At 65.7% G+C, this 17,158-nt stretch carries 13 protein-coding genes; 7 read left to right on the forward strand and 6 right to left on the reverse strand.

Annotated elements, in window-relative coordinates:
* The first annotated feature begins 143 nt into the window (after positions 1-143).
* The 4 genes from NP3_RS11220 to NP3_RS11235 are packed head-to-tail and all read left to right on the forward strand — an operon-like array spanning position 144 to position 2,619.
* On the forward strand, positions 144-647 hold the full coding sequence (locus tag NP3_RS11220) for a TrmH family RNA methyltransferase (protein WP_281197370.1): 504 nt from the start codon (positions 144-146) through the stop codon (positions 645-647).
* A 37-nt stretch (positions 648-684) separates the two neighbouring features.
* Positions 685-1,677 (forward strand): YncE family protein, encoded by a 993-nt coding sequence (locus NP3_RS11225; RefSeq protein ID WP_063040411.1) that lies wholly within the window; start codon positions 685-687, stop codon positions 1,675-1,677.
* A 42-nt stretch (positions 1,678-1,719) separates the two neighbouring features.
* The gene (locus tag NP3_RS11230) at positions 1,720-2,004 is read left to right on the forward strand and encodes a hypothetical protein (protein WP_063040413.1); all 285 of its coding nucleotides are present in this window, start codon (positions 1,720-1,722) and stop codon (positions 2,002-2,004) included.
* Between the two features lie 36 nt (positions 2,005-2,040).
* Positions 2,041-2,619: an NUDIX domain-containing protein gene (locus tag NP3_RS11235; protein ID WP_063040415.1), complete on the forward strand. Its 579-nt coding sequence runs from the start codon at positions 2,041-2,043 to the stop codon at positions 2,617-2,619.
* 4 nt (positions 2,620-2,623) lie between these two features.
* Here NP3_RS11235 and NP3_RS11240 read toward each other — a convergent pair whose 3' ends face one another.
* The gene (locus NP3_RS11240; RefSeq protein ID WP_063040418.1) at positions 2,624-3,043 is read right to left on the reverse strand and encodes a pyridoxamine 5'-phosphate oxidase family protein; all 420 of its coding nucleotides are present in this window, start codon (positions 3,041-3,043) and stop codon (positions 2,624-2,626) included.
* A 232-nt stretch (positions 3,044-3,275) separates the two neighbouring features.
* Between NP3_RS11240 and NP3_RS11245 the strand changes: the two genes are divergently transcribed.
* Entirely contained in the window at positions 3,276-3,683 is a 408-nt protein-coding gene (locus NP3_RS11245) for a hypothetical protein (RefSeq protein ID WP_063040422.1), read from the forward strand.
* 9 nt (positions 3,684-3,692) lie between these two features.
* On the opposite strand, the gene NP3_RS49030 is transcribed toward NP3_RS11245, so the two are convergent.
* A complete protein-coding gene (locus NP3_RS49030; RefSeq protein WP_169814480.1) occupies positions 3,693-4,040 on the reverse strand; it encodes a hypothetical protein in 348 nt (115 codons plus the stop codon).
* A 234-nt stretch (positions 4,041-4,274) separates the two neighbouring features.
* On the opposite strand from NP3_RS49030, the gene NP3_RS49035 reads away from it, so the two are divergent.
* Positions 4,275-4,772: a GNAT family N-acetyltransferase gene (locus NP3_RS49035; protein WP_169814481.1), complete on the forward strand. Its 498-nt coding sequence runs from the start codon at positions 4,275-4,277 to the stop codon at positions 4,770-4,772.
* Positions 4,773-4,792: 20 nt separating this feature from the next.
* On the opposite strand, the gene NP3_RS11260 is transcribed toward NP3_RS49035, so the two are convergent.
* Positions 4,793-5,176 (reverse strand): hypothetical protein, encoded by a 384-nt coding sequence (locus tag NP3_RS11260; RefSeq protein ID WP_063040478.1) that lies wholly within the window; start codon positions 5,174-5,176, stop codon positions 4,793-4,795.
* Between the two features lie 127 nt (positions 5,177-5,303).
* On the opposite strand from NP3_RS11260, the gene NP3_RS11265 reads away from it, so the two are divergent.
* Positions 5,304-6,176, forward strand: a complete 873-nt coding sequence (locus NP3_RS11265) for a helix-turn-helix domain-containing protein (protein WP_063040427.1) — start codon at positions 5,304-5,306, stop codon at positions 6,174-6,176.
* Here NP3_RS11265 and NP3_RS11270 read toward each other — a convergent pair.
* The 3 genes from NP3_RS11270 to NP3_RS46155 form a co-directional block, all read right to left on the reverse strand.
* The gene (locus tag NP3_RS11270; protein WP_063824741.1) at positions 6,125-6,823 is read right to left on the reverse strand and encodes a S1 family peptidase; all 699 of its coding nucleotides are present in this window, start codon (positions 6,821-6,823) and stop codon (positions 6,125-6,127) included. The genes NP3_RS11265 and NP3_RS11270 overlap by 52 nt on opposite strands.
* Positions 6,824-7,027: 204 nt before the next feature.
* Positions 7,028-14,203: a non-ribosomal peptide synthetase gene (locus NP3_RS11275; RefSeq protein ID WP_245720892.1), complete on the reverse strand. Its 7,176-nt coding sequence runs from the start codon at positions 14,201-14,203 to the stop codon at positions 7,028-7,030.
* 228 nt (positions 14,204-14,431) lie between these two features.
* Positions 14,432-16,906, reverse strand: a complete 2,475-nt coding sequence (locus NP3_RS46155; RefSeq protein WP_084508451.1) for an FAD-dependent monooxygenase — start codon at positions 16,904-16,906, stop codon at positions 14,432-14,434.
* Positions 16,907-17,158: the final 252 nt, after the last annotated feature.

Below are 17,158 nucleotides of genomic sequence, written 5' to 3' on the forward strand. Positions count from 1 at the left end.
ACGATACGGCCGGTCGTCAGATTGACCGGCCACGTCGATGGCCCCGATGCGCCGCGAAGCATCATCATGATGGAATTCATTGTCCGCCAAGACTTCCGCCTCCTCGGGAAGGGTATTCCCGCGCGCCCGTGACGGCCGCGCGAGTGCGCACCCGCCCCGAAATCCGCCGTCAGCGCCGTCCGCGTTCGCATGGCTGTTGGAATCATCTACTCGCGGCACCGCTTTGGCCCAAGCACGGTGTCAATCTCGGCACGCTGCTCCGCACATGTGATGCGGTCGGTGCGTGCATGGCGGTACCGCGACGGCCCTGGGTCCCTGATGCGCTCGACCACGGCAATACGCTGCGCCACCGCCAGTGCGTGCATTGGATCGATGGGCGGGTCGATCGGTGGCTGCAGCGTCAGCGGGACGGGGGTTCGGCGATCGTGGGCGTAGAACTCACCGACGAATCCATTCGACTCGCCGATCTGCCCGTCGCCCGCAAACGCACTGTCATCGTGCTCGGCCACGAGTCCACCGGCATACCGCCGGAAGGGCTGGAACTGCTGGATCTGGCCGTCGAGATCCCGATGGTCGGCACCGGACACAGCCTCAACGTGGCCGTCGCCGGATCGCTGGTGCTCTACAAACTCGCGGGTCTGTGCTGAATTCACTAGCCTGAAACCACCTCCACGGGAGGCTCGGATGGGATCGATGTGGCGGATGGGCTTGGCCTGCGCGGTTGTCATGGTGGCGACCGGGTGCGGTACTCCCGTGCCGTCCGACGCACTGCCGCTGCGTCAGGTCGGGCAGCTCGCTTTGCCCGGTGCGGCAGTCCGATTCGACTACATGAGCCTCGATCCCGGATCCGGCCTGCTGTGGGTGGCGCATATGGGTGCGGGCGCGGTAGTCGAGGTCGATATTCGCGCGCATCGGGTGGTGCGGACAATCTCGGATCTGCCGGATGTGCACGGTGTGCTGGCGGTCCCGCAGCGGCGGCGGACCTACGCGACCGCGACAGGACGCAACCAGCTCGCGGCCATCGATTCGGAGACCGGAGCGATCCTGTGGACCACACCGACCGGCGACTATCCGGACGGGCTCGCATTCGATTCGCGACGCGACACGGTGTGGACCACGGATCAACGCGCCGGGACCGAGACGGTCGTCGACGCGGATACCGGAACCGTCCGTGGCACAGTGCCATTGGGCGGGGAGGTCGGCAATGTGGTCTACGACGCCGATGCCGATCGCATGGTCGTCGCGGTGCAGGGCACCGGCGATCTCGCGGTCATCGATCCGGAGACGCTGGCGGTGACCGATCGGATTCCGGTGCCGGGCTGCGCCGGACCGCACGGCCAAGCCTTGGATGCGGCCGATCGGCTGATATTCGTGGGGTGTGAGGACAATGCCCGTCTCGTCACGGTCGATCTCACCCGTCGGAGCGTGGTCGGCGAGAACAGCGTCGGCCAGACTCCCGATGTGCTGGTCTACGACGGCTCGGCGCAGCGGCTGTATGTGGCCGCCGAGAGCGGCTGGGTGAATCTGTTCGAGCAGCGTGCGGGGCATACGAACGCGCTGGGGTCGAGTCATCTCGCTGACGGCGCGCACAGGGTTGCCGTCGATCCGGACACCCATCACAGCTTCTTCCCTCTTCCGCAGGGACCGGTGCTGCTGGAGTTCGAGCCCTCGAGGTAGGTCGCGGTAGATTGCGGGGGAATTCGGAAGTGGGAGCGTGCGATGACCGATCCGTTGGCACTGGAGGTTCGGCGGCAGCAGTTGTTTCATCGGCTGCGGGAACTGCGTGGGGAGCTGGCCGGGCTCGATGCCGATTACGGTTCGTTGCAGGCCTCGGGAATATTGATCGATACCGAAGGGATCGGGGCGCTCACCACCCCGGCCTACTGCATTGCCGGGGCGCGAGAAGTCTTCGAGGAGACCATGATCGAACTCGATGCCGCCGCCGATGCGCTCGATCGCGCCGGGGTGTACACCACCCGGCTGCGCCCGGTCGTCCTCGAGTAGTAAACCTGTCGGTGCCTGCGGCTACAGTCACCTGCCATGAACCTCGCGACCGCGACCGTCGCCGATCTCGTCGACGCGATCACGCCGCTCGATGCACTCGAGCGGGAGCACATCGAGGACACCAGGGCCTGGCTGGCCTCGACCGACGATGTGTTCCGTCGCGTCAAACCCGATACTCCCCCACGACATCTGGTCTCTTATGTGGTGCTCGTCGACCCGCGAGCCCGCAGCGTGTTGCTCGGCCGTCATCTGCTCGCCGGACTGTGGCTGCCGACCGGCGGCCACATCTCGCCGGGAGAACATCCGATGGCCGCCGCCGGACGCGAGGCCGCCGAGGAGTTGGGCATCGATCCCGAATTCACCGTCGTCGGGACCGAACCTCTGTTCCTCACCGTCACGACCACGGTCGGCATGCACAGCGGACACCAGGATGTCAGCCTCTGGTATGTCATCCGCGGCGACCGCACCCGCGAATACACCTTGGACCCGGGCGAATTCGCGCAAGCACGCTGGTGGGATATCGACACCTTCGACCGCACCGACGCCGATCCACATTTCGCGCGCTTCCTCACGAAACTCGAACCGCTACTCCCCGAAAGGATTCCGAAACCTTGAACGCCTATCGATCGGCCTCGTCCGGCCCTACGTACTCGATTCCGGTGACAATGTCGGGCAGGATTCTGGTCACTCGATCACCGGAACCGACCGTGCGGGCGGGCAAGAACTGCTGGTAGTGCACGATTTCGTGTTGGTCGCGCACGGTGTCGGCGATGCCGGTCACGATCACGCACCAGCCGAGCGAGGTCCGGTGGTCGATCGCGTCCACCTCATAGGCCACGACTTGACGATCGAGCGAACCGGTCGTCGCAGCGTCGGCATAGATGACCAAATGGTCCTCGACCAACGCATGGCTGACCGGGCGAATCGCGGGTAAGGCGTAGCGCGAGAACGCGACACGCCCGAATCCGATCGTGCCCAGCAGGTGCAGCGCGGTATCGACCGACAGTTCGCGTGACTCCCGCACACCGTGTACTGCCATACCCTATTGTCCACCAGTTCGCGATGCGAAGCAGCCCGTATCGATCACCTCACTTCGGACAGGCGGTGATCATGTTGCCTACCAAGCAATTACACGGTACGAAGGATAGACAGGTATCGGTTTTCCGAAGGAGCCGTTCGTCGCCGCCGAAATCGGGCGCAGCAGAATGGCCACGTCTCCGGGTCCCGAAACGTGGCCACAAAATACGAAGCAACGACTCAGGAGGATTTCGATGCCCGACGATGTGCGGTCGAGCTCCCGGACCGGCGCCCGCGTGGGCAGCAGCCGAGGCACGTGGCGCAGGCCGCGACGATCATTCGGCCCCGCCAAGGAGCTATCCGGAACCGCCACCGCGTTCGCCGATACCAGCGATCGGCTGGTGCGCCGCCTCTTCGACACCGGGCTGCGGCTGCACAAACTCCGCATGGTCTTCGACCGGCCGGATCCGAGCGCCGCCGAATTGCGGACGGCCAGCGATGCGATCGCCGCGATGCTGGACGACCTGGATGGGCTGATCCGCGAAACCGGACTCGCCATGCTGGATCTCGCCCACGAACGGGATACCGAGACGATCGAATCGCTGCGCAACCAAGCCGCACACGACGGGCGCCTGACGAATCGTCGCGGGCGACTACGCTGAGCCGACGACTCAGCGCATATCCTTCCGGATCGGCACGGCGTCCAATACGGCCGGACATCCATGCAGAGTCGCGGCCTCCGCGGCAGACGTCCATGGACCCAGTATCCAATGTGCGCTTTCGTTCTGCCGGTGCACCCGACTGACCCAGGTGCGGCTCGCAGTCGTCGCATGGGCGGCGGAGGCGATCAGGTAATAGCCGCTGGCATCAGGATCACCCGTGGGCAGATGCGCGCATACCTGCTCCGCGGCCAATTCCAGATCCGCGGCGACGGCCACCCCGGCGGGCAATGCCTCGATACGATCGGCATCGATCCGGGCCGCCGTGACCATCCACAATCGCAACCCGTTGCCGCTCATCCACTTCCTCCCCGCCGGAATCGATGGTGCTACCGAACTCCCCATCGCCAACGACGCCATTGCGGTCGCCTCGGACGAAACGCGCCGAGACTGACACCAGCATACGCGGCCGTAACATACGAGCATCGCAATCATGTTGCTGGAGCGCATATTTCGGCAATATACGATACCGACCGTCAAGTCCGAAAAGATGTTCGTTTGCATGCTGCGGCGGTGTCGGTACACGATCGCCGGATGAGAGTGCGACAGTTGGGCGGGAACGAATGGCTGGTCGCCCGGGAGATCCGGCTCGATGCCCTGGCGGGATCGCCACCAGGGACGTTCGCCTCGACATTCGAGGTGGCATCGCGGTGGGACGAGCCGCAGTGGCGGCAATGGATGGGAACGCGGCTGCTGTTCGTCGCCGAGCGCGACGGCAGGGTAGTCGGCTCGGCGGGCATCGTCACCAAGTCGGATGACAGACCGCCGGTCGTGGTTTCGGTCTGGGTCAATCCGAGCGCACGCGGCACCGGCGCATCGGATCTACTGCTGGCCGCCACCATCGACTGGACCAGGGCACATGGTCACGAGGAACTTCGGCTCTGGGTTGTCGAAGGCAATCACCACGCCGAGTCTTTGTACCTGCGAACAGGTTTCGACTTCACCGGATGCAAACAGCGGTGCGCAGAGGATGATCCTCGACTCGAAAGTGAAATGTTCATTGCGGTGATGTCCGATATCGTGCCGACTTGACCTTCCGACGGCACCGATCGTCACAACCCGCCCCGCCGCATCCCACTCACCTCCAGCGCCGCGAATACCGCAACCCACACCGCGCCGATCAGCATGAACCCGGTCAAGTCGAGCAGACCCGAGAACGGCAGCACCAGAAGCGCCAACGCCGAGACCACATTGACCCCGATAACAGCGACCGAGTGGCTCGGCACGAGATCTGGATACCCGGCAATGAGCAGCAGCGCCAGTCCGCCGCCGACCATTGCGACGCCGAACGGAATGGACCAGGCGGTCGGCAGCCCCAACGGCCCGCTCAGCGCAGCCGCCCCTGCCAGCATGACGACGCCGAACACTCCGGTGCCCCAGCCGTCCAAGCGCAGTACGGTACGCAGGTAATCGGTGCGTGCGACGAGTGTGCTCATCTTCTTCTCCTTTGTCGATTCGGCAGCCGATCGGCTTCCGAAACCGACCATGCCGGACCTGAGGTGAAGGTCTCAATAACCCCTGAGGTCATGGCCGAGCGCACACGGCGCTGATTAACCTGCCCAGGTGGCGGTAGATCAGACGGGATCGCGGGTCGGCGCCCTGCTGCGCGACTGGCGGCAGCGGCGCAGGCTCAGCCAGCTCGATCTGGCGCTGGCCGCGGACAGCTCCTCACGCCACATCTCCTATGTGGAGACCGGACGGGCCAAACCCAGCCGAGCCATGATTCTGCGGCTCTGCGATGCGCTGGAGGTGCCGCTGCGCGAGCGCAACACCCTGCTGCTGGCCGCCGACTACGCACCCGCCTACCGGGAGAGCCGTCTCGACGACGCGAGCCTGGCCTCGGTCCGCTCCGCACTCGACATCATGCTGACCGCGCACGAGCCCTGTCCGGCGGTCGTGGTGGATCGGCTGTGGAATGTGGTCACCGGCAACAACGCCATGGGCCTGTTCATGGCCGATATACCCGAAGCGCTGATGCTGCCGGAACCGAATGTCTACCGGCTGGTGCTGCACCCGGACGGCCTCGCGGCCCGTCTCGCCAACCTGACCCAGGTACGAGAGTTGTTCCTGGAGCGACTGTCTCGCCAGGTCAATGCCACTGGCGACGCCGAGCTCCGGACACTGTACGACGAGGTCGCCGCCTATCCCTTACCGCCTGATTTCATCGACGAACCCGATGACGATGCGGCACAACCCAATCCGTTCGAGGTCCCGCTGCGCATCAGAACTCCGTTCGGTGAACTCCGCATGTTCAGCACCATGGCCACATTCGGCGCACCGGCCGATGTCACGCTGTCCGAGCTCGCGATCGAATTATTCTACCCACTCGACGAATTCACCGCCGCAGCCCTGCGCGGACTCGCGGCGCACAATCCGTCGACGGATCAGAGGGGTTGGAATCCGCTGCCGACACCGCCGGTGGCGTCGACGGCCTGAAGTATCTGGTCGATCGGTGCGAAGAATGCCGGTGAGTGAATGGGATTCGCGGGGAAGATGCACGGGATATTGAATCCGACGCCGCCGATTCCGGTCAGCCGCCCTTGATTCATGCCGACCAGTCGATCACCGACGGTGACCGGACCACCGGAATCGCCCGGCTTGGAGCAGGATTGGTTGATGGTGGTGCCCTCGAGCGAACCCCAGACCACACCGCAGTCGAATCCGTTGCTGCGTCCACTCGTGCACACCGGTTCACCGGGTGCGGGCGCCGCACCGAATCCGGCGATAGTGGTCGGCCCGACGTTGCGCACGGGCGTGACCTTGGCCGGATCGAATTGCAGCACAGCGAAATCGAGGCCTTCACCCTCATCGGAGTACGCGACCGTCCCGATCACACCGGCATCCAGGAAGCGCTCGGCGCCGAATCGCGCACCGGTCGGGGCGCAGTGCCCCGCGGTCAGCCCGACCAGGCGCCCGTCGCTGTCGTAGCCGATCGTGGTCAGCGAGCACGCGGCGTTGTTATCGAACACCAGACCGGAACTGCCGCCGATCACCGCATTTCCGGCAGCCTGCGCGGTACCGGCACCTGCGAATCCCGTGGCGGCCACAGCCGCCGAGCACAGCGCGATCGTCGCGAATCTCACGGCAACTACTCTCCTTCTCGAAAAGCGCTGGCCGACATCGCAATCGACTCAGGCATTGGCCATCCCGCACACACGATGGAGAGCCGCCCCCGAACACTGCGGCCACCCCGGAACTCTAGTTCACACTTCGTGAACAACTACCTGTGTGCCGCGCCACAGCACCTCGGCCCAACCGTTACCGGCATAGCGGTTGGGCCACACCGCTCAGGCGTCGAGCATTTCGGCGCCGAGCTCCCGGTCCGGATCCGGATCGGCCGCCGCGAGCGCCGAGTCCAGCTGCACCGCGACCTCGCGAACGTGTGGTTCGGTCATCATGTGCAGATGGTCGCCGGGCACCGGGACCAGGGTGAAGCGCCGGGCCGCGTACTGCTGCCATCCGTTGTTCGCGCTGTCGAACATGCTACCGACGGCCTGGTGCGCGAGATCGACACCCGGTGGCAGGCCCTCCTCGGCGCGCAGCAGGGTGATATCGCGGTCGTAGGGTTCGAGCTGGTACTCCAGCAACGCCGTGTAGTTTGCGTAGAACACCTCGTAGAGCCGCCGGATCGCCTGCGGTGAACTGTCGGCGGGCAGAATTCCCGAACGGATCGCCTCGGCGAGCATCGCATCGAAGAGCTCCTCGGATCCGTGTACGCCGGGTTCGAAATCGACGAGCGCGGCCTGATTTCCGCGGGCGTACCACAGCAATTCGAGGAAGAACCAGCGAATGAGCTGTTCTTCGGCGATGGGTTCGCGGGCCTGCTGACGCAATGCCATGGTGTCCAGCAGCGTCACACTGGCCACCTCCCACTCGGGCAGCTGCCGCGCCATCTCGAGCGCGACATTCCCACCGAAGGACCAGCCGGCCAGGTGGTAGGGGCCCTCCGGATGCACACGACGCACCGCCGCCAGATAGGACTCGGCCATCGCGACGATCGTCTTCTCCGGCGTACTACCCGCATCCGCGCCCGCGGCCTGCAGGCCGTAGATCGCGCGATCCGGATCGAGATAGCGGGCAAGCGTCAAGTAGCAGAGCACATTTCCGCCGATCGGATGCACCAGGAACAGCGGCGGCTTGTGCCCGCCGACGGTGATCGGCACCAGCGGGTCGAAGGTGCGCCGGGTATTTCCGGACCGGATCAGCGCCGCGAGTTGGGCGGCCGTCGGCGCACCGATGAACAAATCCAGCGGTATTTCGGCGCCGAAGCGCCGGGACAACCCCATCACCACGCGCATGGCGCCGATGGAGGTGCCGCCCGCGGCGAAGAAGTCGTCGTCGAGGCCGATGGATCGTAGACCCGCGTATTCGGCGAGAAGCTCGACTGCGGAGTGCTCGTATTCGTCGGCCGGTTCCCGTTGTGCGGCAACCGATTCCGGCGCGGAATCCACAATCGAGCGCAATGCGCCGTCGTCGCGTTTGCCGCTGGGGGTGCGGGGCAGTTCGTCGAGGAAGACGAATCGCGACGGCACCATATGCGCGGGAAGTACACCGCGTAGATCGTGGCGCAACGCGGCCAGATCGGTCTGCTCGGCCGCACCGGCCAGGAAGGCGATCAGCGCGCCGTCGATGCCGCCGAATCCCCGTGCCACCACGGCCGCCTCGGTGATGGTCGGATACTTCTCGACCAGTCCGAGGATGCACAGTTCCACCTCGGCGGGCTCCACCCGGAAACCGCGGATCTTCACCTGGCTGTCACTGCGCCCGAGGCAGACGAGATCGCCGGAGGCCAGCCGCACGCCGAGATCACCCGTGCGATAGAGGATTCCACCGCCGTGGGTGGCCACGAACCGCTGTGCGGTCAGTGCCGCCCGGCCCTGGTAACCGCGGGCGAGAGAACGTCCGCCGAGGTAGATCTCACCGATCACACCGTCGGTCACCGGACGCAGTGCGCTGTCGAGCAATTCGACGGTATCGCCGTCGACCGGGCGTCCGATCGGCGGCAGCGCCGGGTAGTCGTCGGGTGAGCCAGCCAGCGTAAATACCGTCGCGACGTGAGATTCCGTTGGGCCGTACTGGTTTTCCAGCAATAGCCCCGGCACCACTTTGCACAGCGCACGGATCTCGTCGGTGATGCGTAACTGCTCACCGGAGGACGCGAGCACTTTGAGCTCGACCGGGAACTTGCGCCGGGCGACAACGGCCTCCGCGAAGGCCTGCAGTGCGACATAGGGCAGGAACAGTCGCTCGATGCCCTCGGCGACAACGGTATTCAGCAATTCTTCGACATTGGAGCGCAAATCCGCCGAACTCACCCGCAGCGTGGAACCCGCGGCCAGGGTCGTGAAGATCTCCTGGAACGACACATCGAAGCTCAACGGCGCCAACTGCAATGTGCTGGCCAGATGCATGCCCGATGGGCTGCGGTTCTGCCAGTCCACCAGCGTGCTCAGGCCGCGGTGCGGCATGGCGACGCCCTTGGGCTCGCCGGTGGACCCGGAGGTGAACAGCACGTAGGCGAGTTCGTCAGGCGAAATATAGTCGGGGACAGCGAAATCTAGGTCACTGTCAGCCGTCGGATCGAACACCTCCGCCGTGTCCAGCACCAGTCGAACATTGTCGACGATCTCGGCATAGGCGGCGTCGGCGATCACCCGGTGCGGGCGGGCGCGGTCGATCATGAGATTCAGCCGGGCCCGCGGGTAGCTGACATCGAGCGGCACGCAGGCCGCGCCCATTCGCATGAGTGCCAGCACCAGCAGCACCAATTCCGGGCGGCGGCTCATCAGGATGCCGATCCGGTCGCCCGGTCCGACCCCCAAACCGTTGAGCCACCGGGCGAGCCGTTCGCTGCGTTCGATCAGTTCGTCGTAGGTGAGGCTGGATTCGTCGCCCTGAACAGCGATGGTGTGCGGATTGAGCGCGGCCGCGTCGGCGACAAGTGTGCCCGCATCGCGCGCGGTCGCCGGACCGGTGCCGCGATCGATCGCCGCATCCGGATCCGCGACGATCGCCGCCAGCATGCGCAGCTGAGTCACCGCGACGGTCTCGCATTGATCCTTGGTCAGTGTGTGATCACCATTGACCCGCACCCACATTCGGCCGTCGCGCGGATCATGGGCCACCGTCACCAGCAGCTGGAAATTGGTGTCCTCGCGAACGTCGAAGTCGCGCAGGACGACTCGGTCGGTACCGAGGATCGGTGCGAAGACGTGGTAGTTGATGAAGTTGAATGCCGTCTCGAACGCGGGCCCGCCGTCGGCCAGGATCGACCGCAGTGGATAGCGTCGGTGCGGGTAGGCGTCGCGATCCCGGCGCGCTACTTGCTCTACGGCCGCACGCCAGGTGGTCGCGTTATCGTCCAGCCGCATCGGCAGCGTGTTCAGGAACAGGCCCGCGACACTCTCCGCACCCGCCCGATCCGGTCGGCCGTGGCTGACCACGCCGGTGGTGATATCGGCGCGGCCGGTCACCGTGCGCAAGGTCAGGCAGTGCGCCGCCAGGTAGACCGCCTTCTCGGGCACCTGATGCCGGGCGGCGAAGGCGGTGACCCGCTCGGCGAGCCGACGCGGCACCAGGGCGGCGGCCTGCGGGTCCTGCGCACCCGCACCCTCGTGGACACCGAGCGCGGTCAGCGCGGTCGGCTCGGCTCCGGCCAGCGCCTCGCGCCAGAACTCGCGGGCCGAATCATCGTGCACCGCGGCGATTTCGGATTGGGCGTACTCGGCCAGGACAGTGGCCACATGCGGCGTGTCATCGATACCGGTTTCGATCAATCCCAGCTTGTTCAGGTAGTCGACCAGCAGCTCGAGCACCGAGGTCGCGACACTCCATCCGTCGAGGATGGCGTGGTGGAAGCTGAGCACCAGATCCACGGTCTGGCGGGTGCCCTCGGACGGCTGCAGGAATACCCGGACGGCATGTAGCGGTGCGCGTGCGAGGTCGTACCGGGCGCGCCTGCGTTCCTGCGTGTAGTCCTCGACATCCTGATCGGCCAGCACCGGATCGAGATCGGAGAGATCGACGATGTCCATCTCGTACTCGATCGCGGTGTGCACGACCTGCAGCGGGACCGAATACCTGCTCAGCTCGAACGAGGAGCGCAGTGCGGGCTGACGACGGACCAGGCGGTCGAATGCGGCGCGGAATTGCGCGGCGTCCCACGGCATTTCGAACCGATAGCGGAATACGTCCTTGTAGGTCACCGAATCCGTGCGCTCGATGCTGTGGAAGAGCATGCCGAGCTGCAGCGCGGTGGCCGGGAAGGCGTCCTCGGCCTGATGTAGTGCGGCGCGGTCGATCAGCGGCACGGTCGCCAATGGATCGGCGATGCGAATCCGGTTGCCGTCCGGGCCATCCGAGACGATCCGAGCCAATTCGGCAATGGTCGGATGCTCGTAGAAGGCATCCACATCGAAGAACAGTCCGGCGCGTTCGGCTGCGGTGCGTACCGATAACGCGAGTATGGAGTCGCCGCCGTGGGTAAAGAAGTTGTCGTGTACACCGATGGAGTCGATACCGAGCACGGTCCGCCAGAGGAGTGCCAGCTCGGCCTCGACCGGTGTCCGCGGTTCGATCGGCACGCCGACGAACTCGGCATGCTCGGAAACCGCCGCCGCCCGTGCCAGCGCCTTGCGATCGGTCTTGCCGTTGGGCGTCAACGGAATCCGGTCGACGCGCAGCAGCCGGGTCGGAATCATGTACCGGGGCAGGCGAAGCGCGATCTGTTCGGCGATCTCGTCACCGGTCACCGCATCGCCGACGAAATATCCGACCAGATGCAGTCCATGTGTTTCGGACTGCTCGTCGACGACGACCGCGGCGCGCACACCCGCACAGTCCAGGATGGCGTTCTGTACCTCGCCGAGGGTGATCCGGTTACCGCGGATCTTGACCTGATCATCGAAACGGCCCAGGTACTCCAGGGTGCCGTCGGCCAGCCAGCGCGCCAGGTCACCGGTGCGGTAGCGGCGACGGTCGGGCACGGTCAGATCGTCGACGAATGCGGCCGCGGTCAGGTCGGGGCGGCCGCGGTAGCCGCGCGCGAGGCCGACTCCGGCGATATTCAGTTCACCGGGAACACCGATGGGCATGCGACGACCGGATTCGTCGAGCACCAGCAGGTCGATATTGTCGATGGGACGGCCGATGGGCACCAGATCGAGCGAATCGCTTTGCGGGCAATCGAAATACGAGACGTCCACGGTGGCCTCGGTGGGACCGTAGAGGTTCACCAACTGAGGTGGCCGTTGAGCGACCGCGGCGAAGGCGGCGTGGAAGCGGCGGACCAGCGCGGGCGGCAGCGCCTCACCGCTGCAGAACACCCGGCGCAGGCTCGCGATGCGCGGCACGATCGTGCGATCGGCCTCCAGTTCGTCGACGAAGGCCGCCAGCATGGACGGCACGAAGTGCACGACCGTCACCGCATTCGCCTCGATGGCCTCGGCGATGCGGCGCGGATCGCGCTCGCCGCCGACCTCGAGCAGCGCGACCTTGGCGCCGGTGATGGCCCACCAGAACAACTCCCACACCGAAACGTCGAAGGTGACGGGCGTCTTCTGCAGGATCACGTCATCGGCGCTCAGCGGGTAGCGCCGCTGCATCCAGGTCAGCCGGTTGACCACCGAGCGGTGCTCGACCATCACGCCCTTGGGCACACCGGTGGAGCCCGAGGTGTAGATGAGATAGCTCAAATCATGTGGATGCGAGACGTTTTCGACGGTGCCGGGCACGGTGTCGGCCACCGTGATACGGGTGATGCCGAGGTCTCGGTAGACCCGCGCATGCTCGCTTCCGGCGACCACGAACCGCGCTTCGCAGTCCGCGAGAACCGTTTCGATACGCGCCGCCGGGTAGTCCGGATCGAGCGGCACGTACGCGCATCCGGCACGCAGGATGCCGAGCACCGCGATGAGCATGTCGGTCGAACGGGGCAGCACCACCGGAATGCACTCGTTGCCGGTGGCACCGAGCTCATGCAGCCGGGCGGCGAAACCGTCGACCAGACCGGACAGTCGGGCGTAGGTCAGTTCGCGGGAGTCCGCGGATACGACCGCCACGCGGCCCGGATGATCGGCGGCCGTTTCGGTGAAAAGCCGATCGATGGTGGTGTAGGGGAATTCGATACGGGGACCGGCCTCGAAGGCCGCGACTTCGGCACTCGCCCGCTCCGAAAGCAGCGGCAGCGCACCCACCGGGGTCGCCGGATCGTCCAGCGACGCGGTGACCATTTCGCCGACGCTGCGCAGCGCCGATTCGATCGGGAAGCTCGCGTCGAAAATGTCTTTGTCGTAGAACAGCTGGAGGCTGAACGAGCCGTCCCGGCCGTTTTCGGCAGTGACGATGGTGAGCGCGTTGGTCACCGAACCCGGATTGTGCACCGTCCATTTCGAGATCAGCTCGTGGACGTAATCGGCATCCGGCAGCTTCGTATGGGAGAAGGCGACGTCGTACAGCGGCGGCGCGGCCGGATCCGGATTCAGCGCGCGGGTCAGCTCGCCGTAGGGAAAGCGCTGATGCTTCTTGAGCTTTCGAATCTGCTGGGTCACCTGCTCGGCGATCCGCAAGAGCGGCGCGTCGCGATCGACGCGCACCGGCAGCGGAACGACATTGGCGCGGTGGCCCTGCGTACGATAGGTCTCCGCCGAGTGCCGGTTCAGCATCGGGACGCCGACCACCACCCGATCGGTCCGGTGAATCGTGGCGAGGTACGTTGCCACCGCGGCGGTCAGATAGGCGAAGACGGTGACACCGGTGGCACGGACGCGGTCGAGGTACTCCCCCGAGATCATCGTGTTGTAGTGTCCGCGGGCGATTCTCGGCGAGCTGGTCCGGTTGGGGAACAGCGCGGGTTCGACGCCGTCGAGCGCGGCGAGCAGGCCGTCGCGGTCCGCCGTGTACTGCTCGGAGGTCCGGTACGTCTCGTCGTCCTCGATGATCCGCCGATAGGTGGCCACCGAACGGTCGGTGTGCTCGTTGGCGGGCTCTGGCACAGCAAGCTGGTCGAGCGGAACGTCTTTCATCTTGTAGCTGGTATCGAGCGTGGCGATGACCGGATTCATGCCGTAGCCGTCGGCCAGTGCGTGATGGAACGACATGAACAGGAAGAACCGGTCCGGCCGATCCACCACCGCGGCAAGTCGTGCGGGCCGATCCGGCCGCTCCGATGCGCCGACCTCGTGCCACAGCCACTCCTGGGCGGCCACCTCGGGGTCCGGTGCTCCGGTCAAGTCGACGACCTCGACCGGCGGAATCTCATTCGAAATCCATTGGCGGAATTCGCCGTTCTCGAAGGCGAAGCGCAGTCGCAATGCGTCATCGCTCATCAGGGCGCGCTGCCAGCACGCCTGCAGCCGCTCGATATCCAGCGGCTCATCCATGCGCAGGCTATAGGTCTGCTGCGCAACGGGTTCCGGTGCCAGCCGGAATGCCAGGCCGAGTACGTCGCGCTGATATGCGCTCACCGGCCATGCTTCGATTGGTCTTTCGGGGTTTGCGCTGGTTTCCGACGTCACAGTCACTCCTATCGCGACAGTCGCGGCACAGACCGTGCGCGAACTGTCCAGGACCCACCCCTGACGACGCCGAAACGCATAGCTGTTACCACTTGTATCCAGTTTTCAGATAGCGCGAATTACCGGCATCGACATAGATGCCGGGATTCGCCCTCGTTTACGGGTGTGCGAGCCCTGTCAGATCACCGACAGCAGTGCGCGCACACTCTCATCGGCAAGACGTTCGGCACGCTCGCGCGACACCGCGGGCTCGACATAGCCGATGTTGAACGACAATTCGCCGTGCGTGGCATTGGCGGTGGCCATGATGAAGCCGCTCACCGACATGCCCGAGACGAATTGCGCGCCCGAGAGCTGCCACGCGCCGATCTTGTCCGGGAACGCGTAGCGCCCCAGATATGTCATACACAGGTGACCTGGACCGCGGGTGTCCATCAGCTTGACCGTGGATGCACTGGCGGCCACCGATTTCGGTGCGGCGACCTTCAGCAGGCTCAATGCCGCGAGATGGTCGCGACGGTCCATTCTTGCGCCGTACTCGCGCTCGATCGCCCCGGCGATCTGCCACAGCGAGGACCATGGCGCGTACTTCGCCGGGGTCGCGATCATGCCCTGATAGGTCCCGACCTCGGTATCGGCGACCGCGCCGTCGAGGTGGCCGCGGAAGTTCACCGAACTGCCTACGGTGTACCAGGATTCGGTGTAGGTGCCCGACTCGCGGGCCGCCGCGATGAGTAGCGCCGCCGAGAGTGCGGCCTGCAGGCCGACGCCTTTGCGCTCACAACCTGCGGACAATGCGTCGAGTTGATCGGCATCCAGGCTGCGGTGCACGACCCTGCTGCGTCGCAGCGACGGCGGCGCGAGTTCGGTCGGTTCGAGTCGGCGCGGCCGCTTCAGCTGCGACTTCTGGTCGCGCAGCAGCGATCCCACGGTGCGACCGAAGCCCTTGGCGCCCTGGAACTTCGCCGGGAACAGTTCCTCCGGACCCGGCCGGACCGGTGCGGGCTCGAGATCGACGTCATCGCCCGCAGCGATCTGCAGAACCTGCTTGGCCACCGACATCGCGCTCTCGCCGTCGGCGATCGCATAGTGCAGGGTGACGATCAGATCACTGGTCTCACCAGTCGCATCCGTGATGAGCACGGCGCGCGCGAGCGGACCGGAGTGCCAGTCGAAGGGTTCGCGCAATTCGACCTCGTCGACCTCGGTCGACCAGGCATCCGGATCGGCGGATTCGACCACACGCAGCGGAATCGGCGTGGGCACCGGCACGAAACGCGGTGCGGTGCCGTCGGGTTCGGCCGCCACCGCGACACGGAGCAGCGGATGTCGGTGCTGCGCTTCATCGAGACCGGTTCGCACCTGCTCGGCGGTAATCGAGCCGTGCACCCGCACGCGGGCCAGAATATGCAGCGGCGCAAGCTGATCCGCGATCCAGTGCCAGCGCTCCACCGGGGACAGCTGGCGCGGCAGCCGCACGGTCGGTCCCTCCAGCGGCGGGAACGACATCGGCTTGCCCAATTCGCGCAGGAAGAATTCGGTGGGTGCGTGCCGGAAGTAGGTGTCGCGCACCTTTACCAGCTTGGGGTCGGTCGTCTGCTCGATCTTGCCGAGCGACCACGAGCCGTTGACGAACATGGCGGTGCGCTCGGCACGCACCTGCTCGTAACGGCGCAGGCCCGCAACAGGATCCAGCGAGGACTTCAGTGTGTGGGCGAGCACGACCGCGTCCTCGATGGCCGAGTTGGCGCCCTGGCCCAGGCTGGGCAGCATGGGATGGGCGGCATCACCGAGCAGGGTGACCCGGCCGCGGCCCCAGCCGTCCAGCGGCGGACGGTCCTGGCAGGGCACGGCGAGCACATCGGCCCATTCGGTCTGATCGATGCAGGCACGCACCTCCGGCGCCCAGTCGGCATAGAGCCGCCGCAGATCTTCCTTGGTGCCCTGCCAATCGGCGGCCTCGTCGCCCGGCATGGTCATGGTGCCCCACCAGTACACTCGGCCGTGGCCGATGTCGTGGATGCCGAAACGCATTCCGGTGCCCCAGTAGTGGGCGGAGTAGCCGCGTGGCACGGCGGGATGTTCGAACGGGATGCAGGCCAACCAGGCGACGAAATTGCCGGGGCGCGGTTCGGCGCGGCCGTGCAATTGGGCGCGCACCACGGAGTGGATGCCGTCGGCGCCGATCAGCAGATCGCCCTCGGCGACGCGGCCGTCGGCGAATTCGACACGCACGTGGTCGCCGTCATCGATGAACCGAGTTGCTTGTGCGCCAACATGAGTCGGGGTGTCGCCGATCGCGCGCAGCAGGATCGCGTGCAGATCCTTGCGGTGCAGGGCGACGCTCGATGCGCCGAGCCGGTCGTCCTGGCGGTGTACCGGAAGTACTCGGATGGGCGTGCCGTCCGGGTTGTTGAAGCGGAAGGTCTCGACCTTGCCACCGCGCTCGAACAGCTCCTCCTCGATACCGAGGCCGATTGCGCGCAGCGCCTTGATCCCATTGGCCTGCACCGAAAGTCCGAATCCCTGGCCACGCAGTTCGGGAGCGGCCTCATAGAGTTCGACCGCGAGGCCCGCCTGTCGCAATGCGGCGGCGGTGGTGAGCCCTCCGATCCCCGCACCGAGCACGATAACCTTGATCGGACTACTCATTCGAACCTGCGCTTCCATCGAATCACTCGACCGCACAGGACTACTTCATCGTTCGAAGCGACCACCGAGCAACGCTGCTCGTCAGCTCTCATCCCCCCGAGCAGCACTGTTCGAAGACCTTCGTTATCCCCGACCAGACAGGCGGGGCGGGATGCCTGTGCCTGACCGACCGAAGCCTACCGCTATAACCGTGTCTGAAACGTTACCGTGTGAGATTCAACCCAAAGGGGTCGTTTCGACAGGCCGAATCCA

It is taken from the genome of Nocardia pseudovaccinii NBRC 100343, assembly GCF_001613225.1.
In the GTDB taxonomy this organism is placed as follows: domain Bacteria; phylum Actinomycetota; class Actinomycetes; order Mycobacteriales; family Mycobacteriaceae; genus Nocardia; species Nocardia pseudovaccinii.